This window comes from Gordonia sp. Z-3, from assembly GCF_036233855.1.
GTDB classification, from domain to species: Bacteria; Actinomycetota; Actinomycetes; order Mycobacteriales; family Mycobacteriaceae; genus Gordonia; species Gordonia tangerina.
The window spans coordinates 107,018-124,639 of sequence record NZ_JAZARS010000002.1 but is presented as its reverse complement, the minus strand read 5'-3'; the positions used below and the strand labels follow the sequence as shown (position 1 = coordinate 124,639).

Here is a 17,622-nt window from a genome sequence, read left to right as displayed (position 1 = left end):
ACAGAAGTAAGGGGCACCGCATGGCCCGGAGAACCTCGCACCGATCCCGATATCAGCGCTTTACAGGTGGTCCGGACCCACTCGCACCGCCGGTCGACCTGCGCGAAGCGCTGCGCGACATCGGTGACGACGTGATGGCCGGCGCCTCCCCGCAACGTGCCCTGCGCGAGTTTCTGCGACGCGGGACCCAGGACATGCGTGGACTGGACCGGCTGCGTGAGCAGGTCAACCGTCGTCGTCAGGAGATGCTCAAGAATCGCAATCTCGACGGCACATTCGCCGAGATCCGCGAATTGCTCGACCGGGCGGTTCTGGAGGAGCGCAAGCAACTCGCGCGTGATCTCGACGACGACGCGCGTTTCGCCGAGATGCAGATCGGCAGCCTGCCGCCGTCGACCGCGCAAGCCGTCGAGGAACTCTCGGAGTACAACTGGCGTAGCCCGCAGGCGCGCGAGGACTACGACAAGATCAAGGATCTGCTGGGCCGCGAACTTCTCGATCAGCGGTTCGCCGGCATGAAAGAAGCGCTCGAGGGTGCCGGCGAACAAGACCGCCAACGTATCTCGGAGATGCTCACCGACCTCAACGAGCTCCTCGACGCGCACAACCGCGGTGACGACACCACCGAGAAGTTCGACGACTTCATGCGCAAGCACGGCGAGTATTTTCCGGAGAACCCGCGCAACACCGAGGAACTCATCGACTCGCTGGCGCAGCGAGCGGCGGCAGCGCAACAGTTCTACAACTCGCTGAGTCCGGAGCAACGTGCCGAACTCGACCAGCTGGCTCAGCAGGCATTCGGTTCACCGGACCTGATGAGCCAACTGGCCCAGATGGATTCGGCGCTGCGCCAGGCGCGGCCGGGTCTGGACTGGGACAACGCCCAATCGTTCTCCGGTGATCGTCCGATTGGCCTCGGTGAGGGCGCGGCCGCGTTGCGCGACATCTCCGAACTGGAAGCCCTGAGTGAACAGCTGTCTCAGCAGTATGCCGGCGCGCAGATGGACGACATCGACATCGATGCGCTGGAACGTCAGCTCGGCGAGCAGGCCGGTGTCGACGTCCGTACGCTGCAAGAGCTCGAGAAGGCGTTGTCGGAGCAGGGGTTCTTCGATCGGACCTCCGATGGGCAGCTGCGGCTGAGCCCGAAGGCCATGCGGCAACTGGGCCAGTCGATCTTCCGCGACATCGCCGAGCAACTGTCGGGTCGGGGTGACCGTCAGACGCGGCGCAGCGGCGCGCTCGGCGAGCCCACCGGGGCGTCGCGCGAGTGGGAGTTCGGCGACACAGACCCCTGGGATGTGACCCGCACGGTCTCCAACGCGGTGCTTCGCACTATCTCCGAGAGCGCGGAGCCGACGCTGGCCGCCGGCGAGATGGCGCGCGGCGGAGTCCGAATCGACGTGCGCGACGTGGAGACCGCCGAGACCGAGGCCCGCACCCAGGCCGCGGTGGTGCTGCTCGTGGACACCTCGTTCTCGATGGAGATGGAGGGTCGATGGACGCCGATGAAGCGTACCGCTATCGCGCTGAACCACCTGGTATCCACCAGGTTCCGCAGCGATGAGCTGCATCTGATCGCCTTCGGCCGCTACGCACGTTCGATCGACATCGCCGAGTTGACCGGCCTGCAACCGCGGATGGAACAGGGCACCAACCTGCATCACGCGCTGCTGCTGGCCCAGCGGCATCTGCGTCGGTTCCCGAACGCCCAGCCGGTGGTGCTGGTGGTCACCGACGGCGAGCCCACCGCGCATCTCGATCCCAGCGGTGAACCGTTCTTTTTCTACCCGCCGCACCCGCAGACCATCGCGCTCACGGTTCGCGAGCTCGATCACGTCTCCCGGCTCGGTGCGCAGGTCACCTTCTTCCGGCTGGGCGACGACCCCGGCCTCGCGCACTTCATGGATCAGATCGCCCGCCGGATCGGCGGTCGTGTGGTGGCCCCCGACATCGACGGGCTCGGCGCGGCCGTCGTCGGCGACTACCTGCGTGCCCGGCGGGGTCGGCGCGGCTGAGTCAGGGTGGGGTCTCAGGGTTTTCCCTGCCTCGGAAGCGTTGACGCACAGCGAAGATCAGGGTGGTTGCCGGAGGCGATCGTCGGTAGGCTCACCGGTGTGAACGCTCCTGATGATCCTCCGACGCCAGATGATGCTCGGGCTCGGCTGCGTGCGGCGGATGCCGATCGTGAATTGGTGCATCGGATTCTGTCCGCGGCGATGGAGCGGGGCAGTCTGACTCTGGGCGAGTACGAGGAACGTGCCGGAAAAGCCGTGGCGGCCAAGACATTCGGGGACCTCGACGCGCTCACCGATGATCTGCCGGTGGGGCAACTCGGCGTACCGATGCCCTTCGTCGGGGCGACGACCGTCACCCACATCCACTCGTCTGCCGACCGTAGACCGGTACAACACAAATTCGCGCTGATGTCGGGCACCGAATTACGCGGCCATGCCACCGTCGGCGACGGCCTCACGGCGACCGCGGTGATGGGTGGCATCGACATCGACCTGCGCGAGGTCGAGTTCACCGCGCCAATGTTGACGATTCGCTGCACTGCGTTGATGGGTGGCATCGACATCACAGTGCCCCCTGATGTGGGGGTCGACGTCGACGGTTGGGCGGTCATGGGAGGCTTTGGCGGACGGGCGGCCGGCCCCGGTACGCCCGGTGCGCCGACCGTTCGCGTCGTCGGCCTGGCGTTGATGGGAGCGGTCGAGGTCAAGCGCAAGGACCGCGAGCCGCGGCGATGACAGTCAGGCCAGTAGCGCTGCGATCACGGCGATCGCCGGGATCGACCCCAGCGTGGTGATCAACGCGGTGTCGCGAGCCAAGATCTGCGCCCGTCGATATCGGGTCGCGTACACCAGCACGTTCTGAGCGGTGGGCAATGCTGCGATCACCACTTGCGCGAAGAGCTCATGTCCCGTCTCACCGTAACCCCAGCGCGCGATGGCGTAGACCACCACCGGCATCGCCACGATCTTCAACACGCTGGCCAGCGCGATGTCACGGCGGGGGCTCTCGCCCTTCTTGAACACCGCCACACCGGTGAGCGACAGGCCGAAGGCCAGCAGGGCACATGGCACGGAGGCATTTCCCAACATCTTCATCGGTTCCAGTACCGCAGCAGGTGGTTGCGCACCCCATGCCGACACGACGAGCCCAGCGACGCCACCGAGCACGATCGGATTGGTGAGCGGGGCGACGACGGCGTCACGCATCGTGGTCGACCGGGACGCATGGCCGAGCGCGGGGTCGGTGACCGTCAGGTCGAGAGTGATCAACGCGATCGGTGAGTAGATCAAGATCTGGAACAGCAGGAGAGGGGCGATGAACGACGCGTCGTCGAGCACGAAGATGGCGATGGGAAGGCCCAGGTTGACGCTGTTGACGTAGGACGCCGCGAGCCCTCCGATCGCCAGTTCGGGTATGTCGCGGTGGAACCACAGACGAGCGATGAGTACGTAGATCACGCCGATCGCGGCCGCGCTGCCGCCGGCGATGACCAGCGTCGTGGAGAAGATCGCCGACAGGTCGGAGGTGACCAGCGAATGAAACAGCAGCGCCGGTGTGCAGACGAAGAACACCAGTCGTGACAGGACCTCGTGGGCGCCGTCGCCGAGCACCCTGGTGCGGCCGAGCAGGTAACCGACACCCACCACGATGAAGATGACGGTGAAACCCGAGACCACGCCAGACACCGGTCGAGTGTATTGGGCACCATGTCGCCGACGTGGGCGGCCGCGGATTGACCCGGGCCTGCCCTACATTGGAACGACCACCTCGGCCCGTATGCGTGGGCCGAGACCGCCGACGATCCCCGACGCCGGGCGAAACCCGGGGAAGGACAGCCGATGAGCAACCCGACTGACGGAATACCCGATCGCGAGGGTGAAACCGACGCTGCCGAACACGACTGGCGACCGCACCCGGAAGACACCCGGAGCCAGCCGTCCGGTTCCCAGCAGTTCGGCGGTCAACAGGACGCGGCCCAACAGGACGCGGGCCAGCAGTACGGAACGCCCCAATACGGAACGCCCCAGTACGGGGGTCAGCAGTACGGGGGTCAGCAGTACGAGGGTCAGGCGTACGGGACGCCGCAGTCAGGGGCTCACCAGTACGGCGGCCAGCAGTATGGGGCTCAGCAGTACGGCGCTCCCCAATCCGGCGGCACCTCGTACCCAGACCAGCCGTACGGGTCACCGGGGTACGGGGGCCAGTACGGGGCCCAGAACTACGGGGCTGCGCCATACGGTGCGGCGCCTTACGGGTCAGCGCCGTACGGGGCGCCGTATGCACCGGGCGGTTTCGCACCGGTCCGGCAGACCAACGCCAAGGCGATCGCGGCGCTGATCTGTGGGATCGGTTCGTTCCTGGCATGTCCGGGGGTACTCGGTGTGGTCGCGGTGATCCTCGGCAATTCGGCCCGCGACGAAATCGCCGGTTCGGCGGGGACCCAGGAAGGCGAGGGCATGGCGAAGGCCGGTGTCATCCTGGGGTGGATCTCGATCGCGCTGGTCGTGGCGGCCCTGCTCGTGGTGCTGATGGCACTGATCATCGGCGCGGTCGCCTCGGTGTGAGATCACACTGATGAGGAGGCGTTTTGGAGGATACGGTGTGCGACCGGTAGTCTGATCGGGTTGTGTTCCGCGTCTGACCGGCCAAGGCTGTGACAGACCGGGTACACCGATCGGCGGGTCCGACCGATGTCGGCGGACCCCAGCGGACTCATACGTAGGAGAAGGGCTCAACAATGGCTGTACCCAAGCGCCGGATGTCGCGGGCGAACACCCGCAGCCGTCGTTCGCAGTGGAAGGCGGACAACCCCGCTTTGCAAGAGGTGAAGGTGAACGGCGTTGCGCAGCGCATTCCCCGTCGGCTGGTGAAGGCTGCCAAGGCCGGCGTCATCGACCTGGATCGTCGCTGAGCATTGTCTGCTGACTCCCGGTGGGAGTCGCGGCACGTTATAGACCTGCATCGACGACCGCCTCGGAATTCCGAGGCGGTCGTCGTCGTGCCCGGGTAACCCACCGAGCCGACAACGATCATCACGGTGAGCCGATGCTGCAAGAGATTCTGAACGACGTCGGCATCGCGGTGTTCGCCGCATCCGGGGCGCTTTTGGGGGTTCGCAAGGACTTCGACCTCTGGGGGATCGTCACCGTCGGCGCCCTCACCGGCGTAGGCGGCGGGATCCTGCGCGACGTCGTATTGGGGATCACCCCACCGTCGTCCCTGCAGAACTGGCCGCCGATCGTGATCGCTGCGGCCACCAGCGTCCTCGTCTTCTTCTTTCATCCGGCGTTCGCGCAGCTGCGCAGAAGCGTCCTGCTCTTCGATGCCGTCGGCATGGGCGTCTTCGCGACCAGCGGCGCGGCGATCGCAGTCGATCAACAGGTCAGTGCCTTCGCCGCCACGCTGGTCGGCCTGCTGACCGCTGTCGGGGGTGGAATCCTGCGCGACGTGCTCGCCAACGAGATCCCATTGCTGCTGCAACCCGCCGACCTCTATGCAGTCCCCGCCCTACTGGGTGCGGCGGTCGTCGCTGTCGGTGGTGGGTACACATCGGTGCCGATGTGGATCTGGCTTGTCGCCGGCACGATCGTGGCGACCGGCTTGCGCATTGCGGGCCTCATCTTCGGGTGGCGCCTTCCGACGGCGCCGGCCGGGCGGCGCCGCCGCCGTTGAGGGGCGTGACCAACGCGACCTGCCCAGCGGCGCGCGTCGCGGACGACAGGATGCTGTCCACCTGGTCGAGGAACCCGCCCACCGAGGCGCGGCCCGCCGCGGTGTCGGGGAACCGGCTCCGGATGGCCAGCCCGTGGTTGGTCCGGGATATCCAGAACTGTGCATCGTCGGCGGTGGTGACATTGGAGATGTGGTGCGCGTCGATCTCGTCGTGTAGGTCGGCTCCCGGCAGACCGCGGTAATCGACGTAGGAGACCATGAAGATGTCGTTGCGGACCGGTGTGAACCCGCCGAGTGCCGCGATCACCTGCGCAATGGGGACGCCGCCGAGTCGTACCGCGCGACGCAACTCGGGACCGGTGCGCTGGGCGCCCGTACCGAGATCTCCGGTGCCGACCACGCGGATCGGTGCGTTGGTGGTGAACCAGCCGACGGCATTGCGCCAGGGCTCACCGCGGCGCGTGTGCATCGGGAACAACAGCGCCAACTGCGGGCCCCCGCCGAGACGATGGACAGCCTGCGCCATCGCAGACAGCACGCCCCCGTAGAGACTCGAGCCGTTGCGGCGGCAGAAGTCCGTCAACTCCTCGGTCTGCGTCGGGTCGAGCAACCGGCGCACATCCACCCCCTGGGGCGCGGTCTCACCTTCACCGACACCGAGGTCGAGCGGGAACGTCGGGGGATGACCGTCGTGCTCGTCAAAGAATCGCAGCCACGCCAGTAGTCTCGGATCCGAGGCACTGATCTCGGTCATCTCGGCCTCGGCGGCACAGTAGTCGACGTAGCTCCCGATCATCGGGAGATCTTCGGCAGCAACGTGGTTGCGAGTGTGTCGAAATCGGTGATAGAGGTGGTGCAGGTCGTTGACGATGATCGACATCGAGTAGGCGTCCACGTGTGAGTGGTCGAACCCGCAGAGAATCGTCGAACTCTCGGGCCGGTCGATGGCGCCCAGCAGGTAGGCGGGAAAGCCAAACGGGTGGCAGGCGGCGTCCAGTGCTGCCCAGAGGATCTGCTGCATCGCGGTGTCGGAGGCGGCCCGGACGCCCGGGGCGACCTCGAGTCTGAGCGCATGCGGATCGAACTCCTCGCGCACGATGCCGTCGCCGCACTTCGTGAACGCGCTGTGCAGTGTCCCGTGACGGGCGATCAGTGCGTGGTAGGCGAGGCCGAGGGCGCGTCGATCGATTGCGCCGTCGACCCGGAAGGAGGCGGCCAGCCACGTGCTGTGGTCCTCGGCCCCGGCGAGGTGGACGCTCTGGTTGAAAGACGGGGGTATCCGGGAACGTTCGGGCTTCGCCTCGGACGAGTCCACCGACCAGATCAGCAGCTCGCCCGGGTCCGGCTGGAAGCGGTCAATGGTGGTGACGTGCAAGTGCGCGCTCCTGGGATACTGCTGTCGGGAGATCATGGTCGTGGATGGGGATGCGGGCAGGGGCCGGCGGCGAGGTGATGACATGGTCTCCGTCTGCGGCCACGGCCGCGACGACGGCGCACAGGTGCGCGTAGTAGCGATTGACCTGTGCTTGGGCAAACCGGGTGTCCGGGGTCTGGCTGCCCAGGTACAGCCGATCGTGATCCCGGTTGATCCACGTCGAGGCGTTCGCGGTCCGCCCCTCACCGGTGAAGATGACGCCCCGATCGTAGGCGGGCGTGCCGTCCGCCGGGAACTTCCGGAAATCTATGTAGGACAGCAGGTTCGGCGCCGAAACCACCGCATCCATGGATGCTCCGGCCGATATCATCTCCGCGAGCACGGATTGGACCGGCACCATCGCAAGGCGTTTGGCCCGCTGCTGTGCGGCGCGCGAGGCAGCCATGAGGTCGGAGAACCGGGTCGCGCCGGTGGTGTCGATCTCGACCGGTGCGAAGGAACAGAACCATCCCTGTGATGTCGCGAAGCGCGGCAGCATCGCCCGGGTGTTGAGCACGGTCATCCCGTAGTAGGTGGTGAGGCCGGCCAACTCGCGGCCGGTGATCGCCAGCGCGGCGTAGATGCCGGACACCACGCTGCCGCCGGCCGACCTGCACGCCGAGTCGAAAGCGGCGATCCCGTCGCGGTCGAGCATGGTCATCTCCAACGGCCGGACCGGCGCGGTCTCACCCGGGGCCAGGCCGAGGTCCAGCGGGAAACCCGGCATGCGCAAACCGTTGCGGATGAACGTCTCCCTCCACTCGGTGGTCTCGTCGGTACCTGCCGCGCACTGAGCAGCGAGCTCATGCTCGATCACAGCGTAATCGCCGTGTCCGTCGACCGCCGGGGCGGCCGGGCAGGGCTCGGCATCGACTCCCACAGATGCCGCGTACAGTTCGATGATCTCGGAGAGTGCCAGTGCCTGCGAGGCGCCGTCGCTCAATGCGTGGTCGCACCCCAGGAAGATCGCGAATCCGCCCGGCCGGCTGATCACCCCGAATGCGAAACCGGGAAAGCTGTCGCTGACGGCCTCGGATTCGAAACGTTGGCGGAGGTGATCGGAGAACTGCTCGCCGGACTCGATGTGGCCCAGGTCTTCGACGACGAACGCGATGTCCTCGGGAGCCACCACATGGGTGCGCACAGTGCTGCCGTCGGTGTCGAACCAGGTACGCAGTATCGGGTGGCGGGAAACGAAGGTGTGCAGCGCGCGGGTCATCGCGGCCGCATCGAGCTCCCCGTCCACCTCGGTTCCCGAACCGAGGTACGCACGATGGGCGTCGCCGCGAGAGCGCGCGAGATGAGCGCTCCGCACGTGGTTTTCGGCCAAAAACGTGGTCGCACCGGGTCCCGCGGGTGTGGCCGCGGCCGCCTGCGCACAGTGCCGCGTCGGTCGCCAGCGCAGAGCGGTACCGGATGGCGGATGCCACCAACCCATCGCCGTGATCTCCATGTGTACCCTTCGTGTTCAGGCCGGTCGGCGCTCGTCGCGACCGGGTAGGGGGTCGGGGGCCAAACCGCGACCGGCATCGCCGTCCACCACCGAGGCGATGATGGTGAACGTCGTGTCGATCAGCCGCCGGATGCTGGCCGCAGCCGCATCGGAGTCGGGATGGCGGGTGGAGACGGTGATACCGGTGGGAGTGCGTGCGATCCACACGTAGACCTCGGAATCGGAGTGAGTGGCACTGCGTATGGTCTGCGCGCGCCAATCGGGCCAGTGGGCGGCCCCGGGAACCATGCGGAGATCGAGATAAGACACCACGAACTGTGGCTCCTGCGTGATGTCCAACAGCTGCGCGAACCGGGGAAACGGTAGCCGCGCCAATGTCTTGGCCGAACGGGTGGCGGCAGCCGCAACCGAGAGTGCGTCACTGAGCGTCTCGGCCGAGGACAGATCCACATCCAGCGGTCCGAGGCCGACATACCAGCCCACCGACTCCACGAACTGAGGTTCGTGCCGGGTGTGCATCGGCATCACGGCCCGGAGGCGCCGATCGCCGGTGAGTTCCTGATGTGCCAGCGCGAGCCCGGCCACGATGCCGGTCTGGATGCTGTGACCGGCAGCCCGGCAGGCGGCCTCGACGGCAGCCGCCTCGTCGGCGGTCGCGACGACTTCCGCGGAGCCGCGCTGTCGACGACCGATCGGTCGGGCGGAGTCGGCCACTGCGGACAGGGTCTCGGTGAGGGGCATACCCAAGCGTGGGAAGCGTCCGTCCGACTCGGCGAAGAACCCGTGCCACTGGGCCAGCGCGGGGTGGGCGGTGTCGATCTGCTCTCCCACGCAGCGATTGGCCGAACTGTAGTCGACATGGCTGCCGACCGCAGGCGCCTCGACTCGGTGGTTCGCCGCCTCCGATTCGTAGATCCGCTGCAGCTCGTTGATGGACAGGAGCATCGAATAGGCATCCATCACACTGTGATCGGCGGCGAACACCACACGAAAGCAAGTGGGTCGGCCGGTTCCGGTACTCGCGTCGGTGACGGTCATCACCGTGCAGTGTGGCCACACCAGCGAGGTGACCCGGGAGTCGAAGACGTCGCCGACGTGCGCGTCGATGTCGTGGTCGGCGACACGACCGTGGAAGCGGCGCTGCACCGATACCATCTCGGGCGTGGCGGTGCGCCGTGTCGGGCGTGGGTCACCATGGATGTCGATGTCCATCGTCACCGTCGTCCGAAAGGCTTCGTGGCGCACGGTCCAGATGAGCAGTGTGCGCTCCATCGCGTTCTGGTCCAGTTCGCCCTCGACTTCGAAAGCGGCACCGAGCCAATCCGTCTGGCGCCGGCCGTGGGTCTCGGCGTCGGCCGCGCGAGTCACGAGCGCTTCGTGCTCATACGTCAGAGGTCGGTGGTCGACGGCCCAGTGGTCGGGAGTGAGTTCGGTGTGCGCCGACCATTCGGTGACTGTTCCCCCGGCCAGTTCACAGGCGGACAGCTCAGTGAATTTCATTGGTGTATATCCATATTCCCACAACGCCGTTTCATGTTTCGGCGGTTCGCCCGTCCGTTGGAGCCTGGTCGGCAGCATCCGGATGGAACGTAACGCCTGGTTCGTGCAGATCTTTCAGCGATGCCTCTGTTTGGGGCACGCCGGTGGTATGCGCCCGCTGCGCGACGACGCGCAGAGAGGTGGTTGGGAGTCTGAGGCGTAAACGGTCCCGCCTCGGGTCTGACTCGATAGTAGGCACGTCGGAGGAGTGGGCACACTGGCCGGGCACGGTGTCGTTCGTCACACTAACAATCGGATGCAATACGTTGAATGTTCGAAAGGTGCAGTCACACAGCATTATTCAGCTTTATATCCTCCTCTGGAGGGTCGCGATGGCCTCAGTGTTTCCGTTCGGTTAACTTCCGTGGACCGCAGTGGCTGTGAAAGATCGCACCGCACAGAATCATCCGACGTCAGACGCACAATGTGCGTACTTCCGGTCGTGGATGCCGAAGGCGGATCGCTTCACCGATGGGATGTCGAATCAACCCGACGCGGGCTCGGTGTCCCTTGCGCCGTGCGGGATTGCGGCTATAGCCTGGCCTCAGCAGCTGTCGGGGGGCGGGGCTTGGCAAGGGGAGGGGTCCGCACTGCTCACCGATCGGTGCGAGGGCGATGGCGCCCGGGTTCTCTGACCGGATTCTTGCTTCTCGGATTCTGACTGCTCGTCATCGTCGACGGGTGAGCGAGCACCTTTCAGGTCGGTGGTACGTCGAGTGTTCTGGAGAGTGCAGATGACGGGTCCGTTGCTCGCAATCGATACGAGGGGTTTAACCAAGACGTACGGCCGCGCGGCTGCGGTCGATTGTGTGGACCTGCAGGTCCCTGCCGGGGGCGTCTATGCGCTGCTCGGTACCAATGGGGCGGGTAAGACGACGACGGTACGCATGCTCTCGACGCTGGTTCGTCCGGACGCCGGCACTGCGCGCGTATTCGGCCTCGACGTGGTCGCGCACGCGGGCAGAGTTCGCTCCTTGATCGGGGTCACCGGCCAGTATGCTTCGGTGGACGAGGATCTCACCGCTACGGAGAACCTGACGATCTTCGCCCGATTGGTGGGCGCGTCCCGTCGGCAGTCGCGTGGACGCGCAGACGAACTGCTCGCGGAGTTCGGTCTCGGTGCGGCCGCCGACCGCGCTGTGCGTCACTTCTCCGGCGGGATGCGGCGACGGCTGGACCTCGCCGCCTCGATGATCACCCGGCCTCGACTGTTGTTCCTCGATGAACCGACCACTGGCCTGGACCCACGCACGCGTCAGCAGATGTGGCAGACGGTTCGCCGGATGGTGGCCGACGGTTCCACGGTCCTACTCACCACTCAGTATCTCGAGGAAGCAGACCAACTGGCCGATCGTGTGGCGGTGATGGATCACGGCCGCATCGTGGCAGACGGGACGGCCGACGAACTGAAGGCGCGGATCGGGGACAACTGTGTGCGGCTGGATCTGCGAGATCCGGACCTGGCGCCCGCCGCCGCTGCCGTCTGTGCGGTGTTCGCACAGGAGGATGTGCTGCTCGAGGGGGCCGAACGGCGGGTGATGGTACCGATGCCCGACCTCGAATCCCTACCTGAGATGTTGCTGGCCCTGCGCGCCGCACAGATCGAGTTGGTGGCGGTCAACGTCGAGCGGCCCACCCTCGACGAAGTGTTCTTTGCGCTGACCGGGGATGCCGAACCGGGGGTCGCGGCATGAGCGCGGCCGCGACATTCGTGGTGGAACACCCCGGCCTTGGTAGCGATCGTGTGCCATTGCGTGCCACGGTCCGACAGTCACTCACCATGGCTTTCCGGGGTCTGCTGAAGATCAAACACAATCCTCAGCAACTCTTCGACGTGATCGTGCTGCCCATCGTCTTCACAGTCATGTTCTCGACGATATTCGGTGGCGCCATCGTCGGTGATGTCGCCGGATACCTGCCTCTGCTGATCCCGGGCGTTCTGGTTCAGGTCGCCGTCGCGGCGTCGGTGACGACCGGTGTGCAACTGCGCGAGGATCTCGATCGAGGAGTGTTCGATCGCTTCAAATCGCTGCCGATCGCCCGGATCGCGCCACTGGCGGGGGCATTGCTGGCCAACGCCGTGCGCTATGTGGTGGCGACGGTCATCACCGTGGCGGTCGGTGTCGCGATGGGTTACCGCCCGGAAAGCGCGGTGGGCCTGGCGATGGCATGTGTGTTGATCGTGATCGTGGCCTTCACATTGAGCTGGATCTTCGCGCTGATGGGGGTGCTGTTGGACAAGGCGTCGACGGTTCAGGGCGTCTCGATGCTGGTCCTCATGCCGTTGACGTTTGTGTCCAACGCCCTGGTGCCTGTCGACACCATGCCGGAGTGGATGCGCAAGTGCGCCACCGCCAATCCCGTATCACACCTGGTCTCGGCCGCCCGAGAGCTGGCCTCCGGTGGTGCGGCAGGTCCGCAGATCGCCGCCACCCTGATCGGGGCTGCGGCCGTACTCGCAATCTTTGTACCCGTGACCTTGCGAACCTACATGCGAAGGACGTGACGTGCCCCCTGGCGTTCCGGAATCGACCGATGCCCCGCGGCCCACTCTGTCGGTGGTGGTGCCGGCCTACAACGAGGAGGAGTCCATCGCGGAGTGCCTGGGCAGACTTGTCGCCCAGCCGGAGATCACCGAGATCGTGGTGGTGGACAACAACTCCACCGACCGCAGCAGGCAGATCGTCGACTCCTTGGCCCTCGAGCACACGAGGATTCACGTCGTGACGGAGCCCCGGCAGGGGTTGGTGTTCGCGCGTAACCGGGGATTGGACGCGGCAACCGGAGACCTCATCGCGCGTATCGATGCGGACACACGGGTCGGTCCGACCTGGGCGCAGACGATCATCGACTTTTTCACGGCCGATACCGCGCGCAGCTGGTCGGCCCTGTGCGGTCGTGGCGAAGCCTATGGCGTGCCACTGGCAGGGAGGTTCGATCGGTGGAAGATCCGGGTACATCCGCTCGGTCGCAGGCAGGCACATCGCGCGGTCACCGAGATCCCCGTCCTGTACGGATCGAACATGGTGTTGCGGCGGGAGGTCTGGGCGACGATCCGGACCCGGGTGAGCATGCGGCGCGACATCTTCGAAGATGTCGACATGGGCCTGTGCGTCACTGAGAGCGGTGGACGCAACGCCTTCCTTGCTTCGTTGACGGTGGGCGTCTCCTCGCGCCGGATGGAGACCGGCGTGATGTCGTTCGTCACCTACATGAGCTTTCTGCCACGCACGTTTGCTCTTCACCGGCGGGTTGCTCTCGCGGCCGGGACAGCGCTGGTCTACGTCCCTGCTCTGACGGTTGTCCACGCGATGCGGTTGGTGGCCATCCGACTGTATGACGTCGAGACCGGTCGCTTCTCGACGTCACCGCGGCAACTGGCCTCAGATCGCGTCTTGCCGTGAGTGGCGATCGGCGACACGCTCGGCGATGTCGGCCGCATGTGAGACCGCCAGCGATGGGGGAATCATGCTGTCACGCAGCGTGGTTGCGGCCTCACGAACAGATGGTGACAGCGCTGAGCGCACGGCTGTGACGAGTCGGGTGGTGTTCACCCGTGACATCGGAAGGGAGGTGCCCACATGCGATGCCATCACGGCCCGCCCCCAGATCGGCTGGTCGGCGCCCACCCAGGTGACCACGGTTGGGATGCCGGCACGCAGGCCGGCGGCCACCGAACCTGCGCCGCCGTGGTGCACTGCAGCTGCGCATCGGGGCAGAATCGCATCGTGGTCGACATGCCCGACGACCCGGATTCGGTCGTCGGACACCCCCGACATGAAGTCGCTCCAGCCGCCGGCGATCAGCAGACGCACATCGAGTTCGGCTGCGACGGCGAGCACGGTGGTCGCGAGATGATCGGGATCGGTCACCATCATGCTGCCGAATCCCACGTACACGGGTGGTGTGCCGCGGTCGATCCACTCGATGAGGTCGGACCCGGCATCGTCGCCGACGCCGGATCGCTGATCGTGCGGCAGAGTGAAGAAGCCGACGAGCGGACGCGCCGGCCCCCACTCGGATGTCAGCGTCGGGAACAAGACAGGGTCATAGGCCTGGATCTCCGGCACGCCCGTCGCGGCGATCTGGGCGGCGAAGGTGGCCGGTATCGGATCCAGTCCCAGATCTGCGCACAGCGCGTCTTCGGCACGCCGGCCCGCCCGCCACAGCACCTGCTCCACCAGCCGCCAACTCATCCGAGCCGTGCGTGGGCCGACATCGATGCCGGCGTGGGCCAGCAGCGTCGTCGACCCGTTGCGCCGGATCGGGCACAGATGCAGTGGTATGTGAGGAATTCCACGGACCCGCGAGACGTTGTGCGCCCGTTCCTGCCCCGCGCTACCGGCGATGATCGCATCGGCGTTCTGCGTCGCGTCGAGCAGTTGTCGTTGCATCACGCTTCCTCCGCGGATGGTCAGTTCGGTCGCAGCCCGCACCCGAGTGAGCGGATCACGGGACCGCATCCGTTCGCGCACCAGGGGGGAATCGAGCGCGGATCGTGTGCTCTCGCCGTAGGAAAGAGTGGGAATGCCTGTGCCAGAGGCGAATGGGACACTGTCTGGCGGAACCAGGAGCGTGACCTCGTGTCCGCGAACGCGCAGTTCGGTCGCCAAAGCGGCCGCAGGCTGCACATCTCCACGGCTGCCGCCGGCTGCAAACACATATCTCATCGGGCCCCTCCTGTTTCCGATGGCGACCAGTGTAGGGGGCGAAGAGTTCGACGGCGCGCCACCGACCGATGACCATGGGACGGATACGAGATGAGAATTGCTTTTGCAGTCAATGGAACTCGCGGAGACGTGCAGCCGGCAGCGGTGCTGGCGCATCGGCTTGCCGAACGGGGCCACGATGTGATCCTGGGGATACCGCCCAACCTCGGTGACGCCATCGCTGGGTCCGGGATGCACGTTCGCCGACTGGGACTCGACACCCAGGCGCAACTCGACCACGTGTCGAGAGCACGAGCTGCGGCCGGGCGTGATCCGATCAAGTTGCAGCGCATGCTCGCCGAGGTCCGAGATCTCGGCTGGGCCGAGATCGTCGGTGACATGGCGGGTGTGGTCGAGGGCGCGGACGTCGTGGTCACCGGGTTCACCACCGAGCAGGTCGCCGCCATGTACGCGCTACGTGCGGCGATCCCGGTCATCTCCCTGCACCACGCGCCGATCCGTCCGAATCTCAGTGTGGGCCCGCTACCCGCGATCGGCGCACGTTCGACGTCGTTGAACCGTCTGCAATGGGCGCTCGCCGACCGCGCTCTGACCGCGATGACCCGGCGGCGAGACCGGGAGTTGGCCGGCAGGGTGGGTGGCGTGCCCGACGACGGCCCCGGCTGGACCAGGGTGCGTCGGGCGCCTGGCGCCGACATCCAGGCGTACGACCCGATGTTCGCGGTGCACGACGACCCGGTATGGGACCGCGACTCCCGCCGCAGACCGCGGCCGGTGGTGGGGTTCCTCGACATTCCCGGCCGGCTTCGGCAACGCATGGGTAGCCAGATGCGCGGCACCGCGTCTGCCGATGTGATGTCCTGGATCGGCCGCGGGGAGCCGCCGGTCTATGTCGGATTCGGCAGCATGCCGCTACGCGACCCGGCCGCAGTGGTCGGCATCGTCGAATGGGCTTGCCGCAGCGTCGGTCGACGTGCGCTGATCTGCGCCGGCTGGAACCGGGTCGACGACATGGCGGCAGCTGTGTGCGACACCAGTGTTGTGCAGGTGGTGGATTCGATCGATCACGCCGTGTTGGCGCGGTGCGCGGTGGTGGTCCATCACGGTGGTGCGGGGACCACGGCGGCGACGCTGCGGGCCGGTGTCCCGTCAGTCGTGTGTTGGTTCAGCTCGGACCAACCGTTCTGGGGCGCCGAAGTGTCGCGACTCGGAGTCGGTGTTTCGCTTCGGTTTCGGAAGCTGGACGCGATGCGACTGGCCGCCGGCCTGCGTGCCTCGCTGGATCCCGCCTGCGTCGAGCGTGCGCGGGCGATGCCGAGTGCGCTGGTCGGTGCGCAGCAGGCCGCCGACCACGCCGCGGACGTGGTCGAGAGTTCGGTCCGACCGATGCGGATCGTCGCATGAGGGCCGCGTCGGCGATCCGCGCGACAGATCACACCGCCGAGCTTGTCGATGACGGCTCCGCTTCGCATGGCCGGTATCGAACCGACCTGTCGCGGCGTGACATCCGCCTCGGTGACGCTGACACCACTTACTGGTTTCTGCACCGTGCACTCGGGTGGGACGTGGTGCTGCAACTCGTGTGGGTGATGAACGGGCCGATCGCGGCAGACACGCTGGCGCTGCTCAACCGGCAGTTGGCCGCCGGTCGGCTCCATCGACGCCTCATCGTCCCGCGGATGCCAGGGGCGCGTCCGGTCTGGACGAACGCATACCAGGCCCCGGCGCTGGTCGTCGATCACGCGGAGATCGACGAGGCCGAGGCAGATGACTGGGCCGCCGAGGAGATGGCCACCGTGCGCCTCGATGCCGAGGCGGGACGGTGCTGGCGCCTGCGCGCGATTCGCTGTGCATCAGGAGCGACGGTGATCTCGTTGTGCGCACTGCACCTCGTCGCCGACGGCCGCACCTTGGTGACCGCAGCTGCGGCGGCCATGGCGGCCACCGACCGCGGCGCGCCGGCCCCGGCCCCGCCCGCCGGTGCCGCGGAGCGGCGATGGTCCCGGTTCGCGCACAGCCTCGTCTCCGACGCCCGCGACGCCGCGGCCCAGGTCCATGCTGCGGCAGGCGGGCTCGCGCGTGTCGCGGGCTCCACGTTGCGGGGCGGCGCCGGTGTCGTAGAGCCGGTCGCGGCGAACCGGGCGCCGATCGTCGAGCGATCACCGCAGGCTCGCTGGGCCCGCGCCACCGCGTCCGTGCCCACGTCCGAGTGGGACCGGGTCGCGGCGAACGCAGGCGGAACAGCGAACTCCCTGTTCATCGCCACGGTCACCGGACTGTTGCGGTCGAGTGGGTATGCGCCCGTGGGTGACCCGATCAAGGTCGGCATCCCGGTGGATCGACGTGACGGCGAGGACGATCCGCGTACCAATGCCACCGCCGGGGTGTCGATCGTGCTGACCGACGAACCGGTGCCCGGCGGCACCCTGCACACGATCCGGCGTGCCTGCAAGCAGGCGTTCGTCGCATTGGCAGCGGGACAACGGCCGGCGATCGCCCATCTGCAGTCGATGGTGTGGTTGATTCCACCCGCATGGCTGGTCGGCATGGTGACTGCGGGTGACGGTATGCCCGACGCGATGGTGTCCAACCTCGGCGCGGTACCCGCGGCAGCGGTGCAACTCGACGGTGCAACCGCGTGTCGATTCGTGTTCCGGGGCATGGCGCAGGGAGTCGACCCGCACCTGCCGTACCGGTTCGGCGACGGGGTGCAGTCCTGGTTGACGCGTACCGATGACCGGGTCACCTTCGCCGTCTTCGGTTGTGATGAAGAGTATTTCGATTCCGATGAGCACCTCCGGACGTTGCTCGACGACGAGCTGACCGCCTGGGGTCTCGTGCACGAGGTCTGGTGA

At 66.7% G+C, this 17,622-nt stretch carries 15 protein-coding genes and 1 pseudogene; 10 read left to right on the top strand and 6 right to left on the bottom strand.

Translation table 11 applies throughout. The annotated features are described in order from the left end of the window. The first annotated feature begins 20 nt into the window (after positions 1-20). Entirely contained in the window at positions 21-2,018 is a 1,998-nt protein-coding gene (locus VX037_RS02545; protein WP_235724728.1) for a vWA domain-containing protein, read from the top strand. A 99-nt stretch (positions 2,019-2,117) separates the two neighbouring features. Then, positions 2,118-2,753: a DUF1707 SHOCT-like domain-containing protein gene (locus VX037_RS02540; RefSeq protein WP_266059799.1), complete on the top strand. Its 636-nt coding sequence runs from the start codon at positions 2,118-2,120 to the stop codon at positions 2,751-2,753. Positions 2,754-2,756: 3 nt separating this feature from the next. On the opposite strand, the gene VX037_RS02535 is transcribed toward VX037_RS02540, so the two are convergent. Then, complete coding sequence (locus tag VX037_RS02535; protein ID WP_266059798.1) at positions 2,757-3,704, bottom strand: AEC family transporter; 948 nt, start codon at positions 3,702-3,704, stop codon at positions 2,757-2,759. A 153-nt stretch (positions 3,705-3,857) separates the two neighbouring features. On the opposite strand from VX037_RS02535, the gene VX037_RS02530 reads away from it, so the two are divergent. The 3 genes from VX037_RS02530 (at position 3,858) to VX037_RS02520 (ending at position 5,691) form a co-directional block, all read left to right on the top strand. Further along, the gene (locus VX037_RS02530) at positions 3,858-4,583 is read left to right on the top strand and encodes a DUF4190 domain-containing protein (protein ID WP_277614781.1); all 726 of its coding nucleotides are present in this window, start codon (positions 3,858-3,860) and stop codon (positions 4,581-4,583) included. Positions 4,584-4,756: 173 nt separating this feature from the next. Then, a complete protein-coding gene (rpmF, locus tag VX037_RS02525; protein ID WP_160903017.1) occupies positions 4,757-4,930 on the top strand; it encodes a 50S ribosomal protein L32 in 174 nt (57 codons plus the stop codon). A gap of 134 nt (positions 4,931-5,064) precedes the next feature. Beyond that, on the top strand, positions 5,065-5,691 hold the full coding sequence (locus tag VX037_RS02520) for a trimeric intracellular cation channel family protein (RefSeq protein WP_235724725.1): 627 nt from the start codon (positions 5,065-5,067) through the stop codon (positions 5,689-5,691). Here the strand turns inward: VX037_RS02520 and VX037_RS02515 are convergent. From VX037_RS02515 to VX037_RS02505, 3 genes are read right to left on the bottom strand one after another with little or no spacing between them, the layout of a single operon-like run. Further along, positions 5,636-7,066 carry a condensation domain-containing protein gene (locus VX037_RS02515; protein ID WP_266059797.1) on the bottom strand — a complete coding sequence of 477 codons (1,431 nt, stop codon included), beginning with the start codon at positions 7,064-7,066 and terminating at the stop codon, positions 5,636-5,638. The two genes, VX037_RS02520 and VX037_RS02515, sit on opposite strands and share 56 nt — an antisense overlap. Next, the gene (locus VX037_RS02510; protein WP_266059796.1) at positions 7,047-8,558 is read right to left on the bottom strand and encodes a condensation domain-containing protein; all 1,512 of its coding nucleotides are present in this window, start codon (positions 8,556-8,558) and stop codon (positions 7,047-7,049) included. The genes VX037_RS02515 and VX037_RS02510 overlap by 20 nt, the downstream gene beginning before the upstream one ends. Positions 8,559-8,573: 15 nt before the next feature. Beyond that, entirely contained in the window at positions 8,574-10,058 is a 1,485-nt protein-coding gene (locus VX037_RS02505) for a condensation domain-containing protein (protein WP_328713089.1), read from the bottom strand. 773 nt (positions 10,059-10,831) lie between these two features. Between VX037_RS02505 and VX037_RS02500 the strand changes: the two genes are divergently transcribed. From VX037_RS02500 to VX037_RS02490, 3 genes are read left to right on the top strand one after another with little or no spacing between them, the layout of a single operon-like run. After that, positions 10,832-11,791 carry an ATP-binding cassette domain-containing protein gene (locus VX037_RS02500; protein WP_266059793.1) on the top strand — a complete coding sequence of 320 codons (960 nt, stop codon included), beginning with the start codon at positions 10,832-10,834 and terminating at the stop codon, positions 11,789-11,791. Further along, positions 11,788-12,603 (top strand): ABC transporter permease, encoded by an 816-nt coding sequence (locus VX037_RS02495; RefSeq protein WP_235724720.1) that lies wholly within the window; start codon positions 11,788-11,790, stop codon positions 12,601-12,603. Before VX037_RS02500 ends, VX037_RS02495 begins: the two co-directional genes overlap by 4 nt. Before the next feature lies 1 nt (position 12,604). After that, positions 12,605-13,501 carry a glycosyltransferase family 2 protein gene (locus VX037_RS02490; protein WP_266059791.1) on the top strand — a complete coding sequence of 299 codons (897 nt, stop codon included), beginning with the start codon at positions 12,605-12,607 and terminating at the stop codon, positions 13,499-13,501. On the opposite strand, the gene VX037_RS02485 is transcribed toward VX037_RS02490, so the two are convergent. Beyond that, positions 13,481-14,491, bottom strand: coding sequence for a glycosyltransferase (locus VX037_RS02485; RefSeq protein ID WP_266059912.1), 1,011 nt, complete (start codon positions 14,489-14,491; stop codon positions 13,481-13,483). The genes VX037_RS02490 and VX037_RS02485 overlap by 21 nt on opposite strands. Before the next feature lie 183 nt (positions 14,492-14,674). Then, positions 14,675-14,767, bottom strand: a pseudogene (locus VX037_RS02480) (glycosyltransferase); the annotation flags it as partial. 90 nt (positions 14,768-14,857) lie between these two features. Here VX037_RS02480 and VX037_RS02475 point away from each other — a divergent pair. Together VX037_RS02475 and VX037_RS02470 are read left to right on the top strand one after the other, a co-directional pair. Further along, positions 14,858-16,171, top strand: coding sequence for a glycosyltransferase (locus VX037_RS02475; RefSeq protein WP_266059789.1), 1,314 nt, complete (start codon positions 14,858-14,860; stop codon positions 16,169-16,171). After that, positions 16,168-17,622 carry a hypothetical protein gene (locus VX037_RS02470; RefSeq protein WP_328713088.1) on the top strand — a complete coding sequence of 485 codons (1,455 nt, stop codon included), beginning with the start codon at positions 16,168-16,170 and terminating at the stop codon, positions 17,620-17,622. Before VX037_RS02475 ends, VX037_RS02470 begins: the two co-directional genes overlap by 4 nt.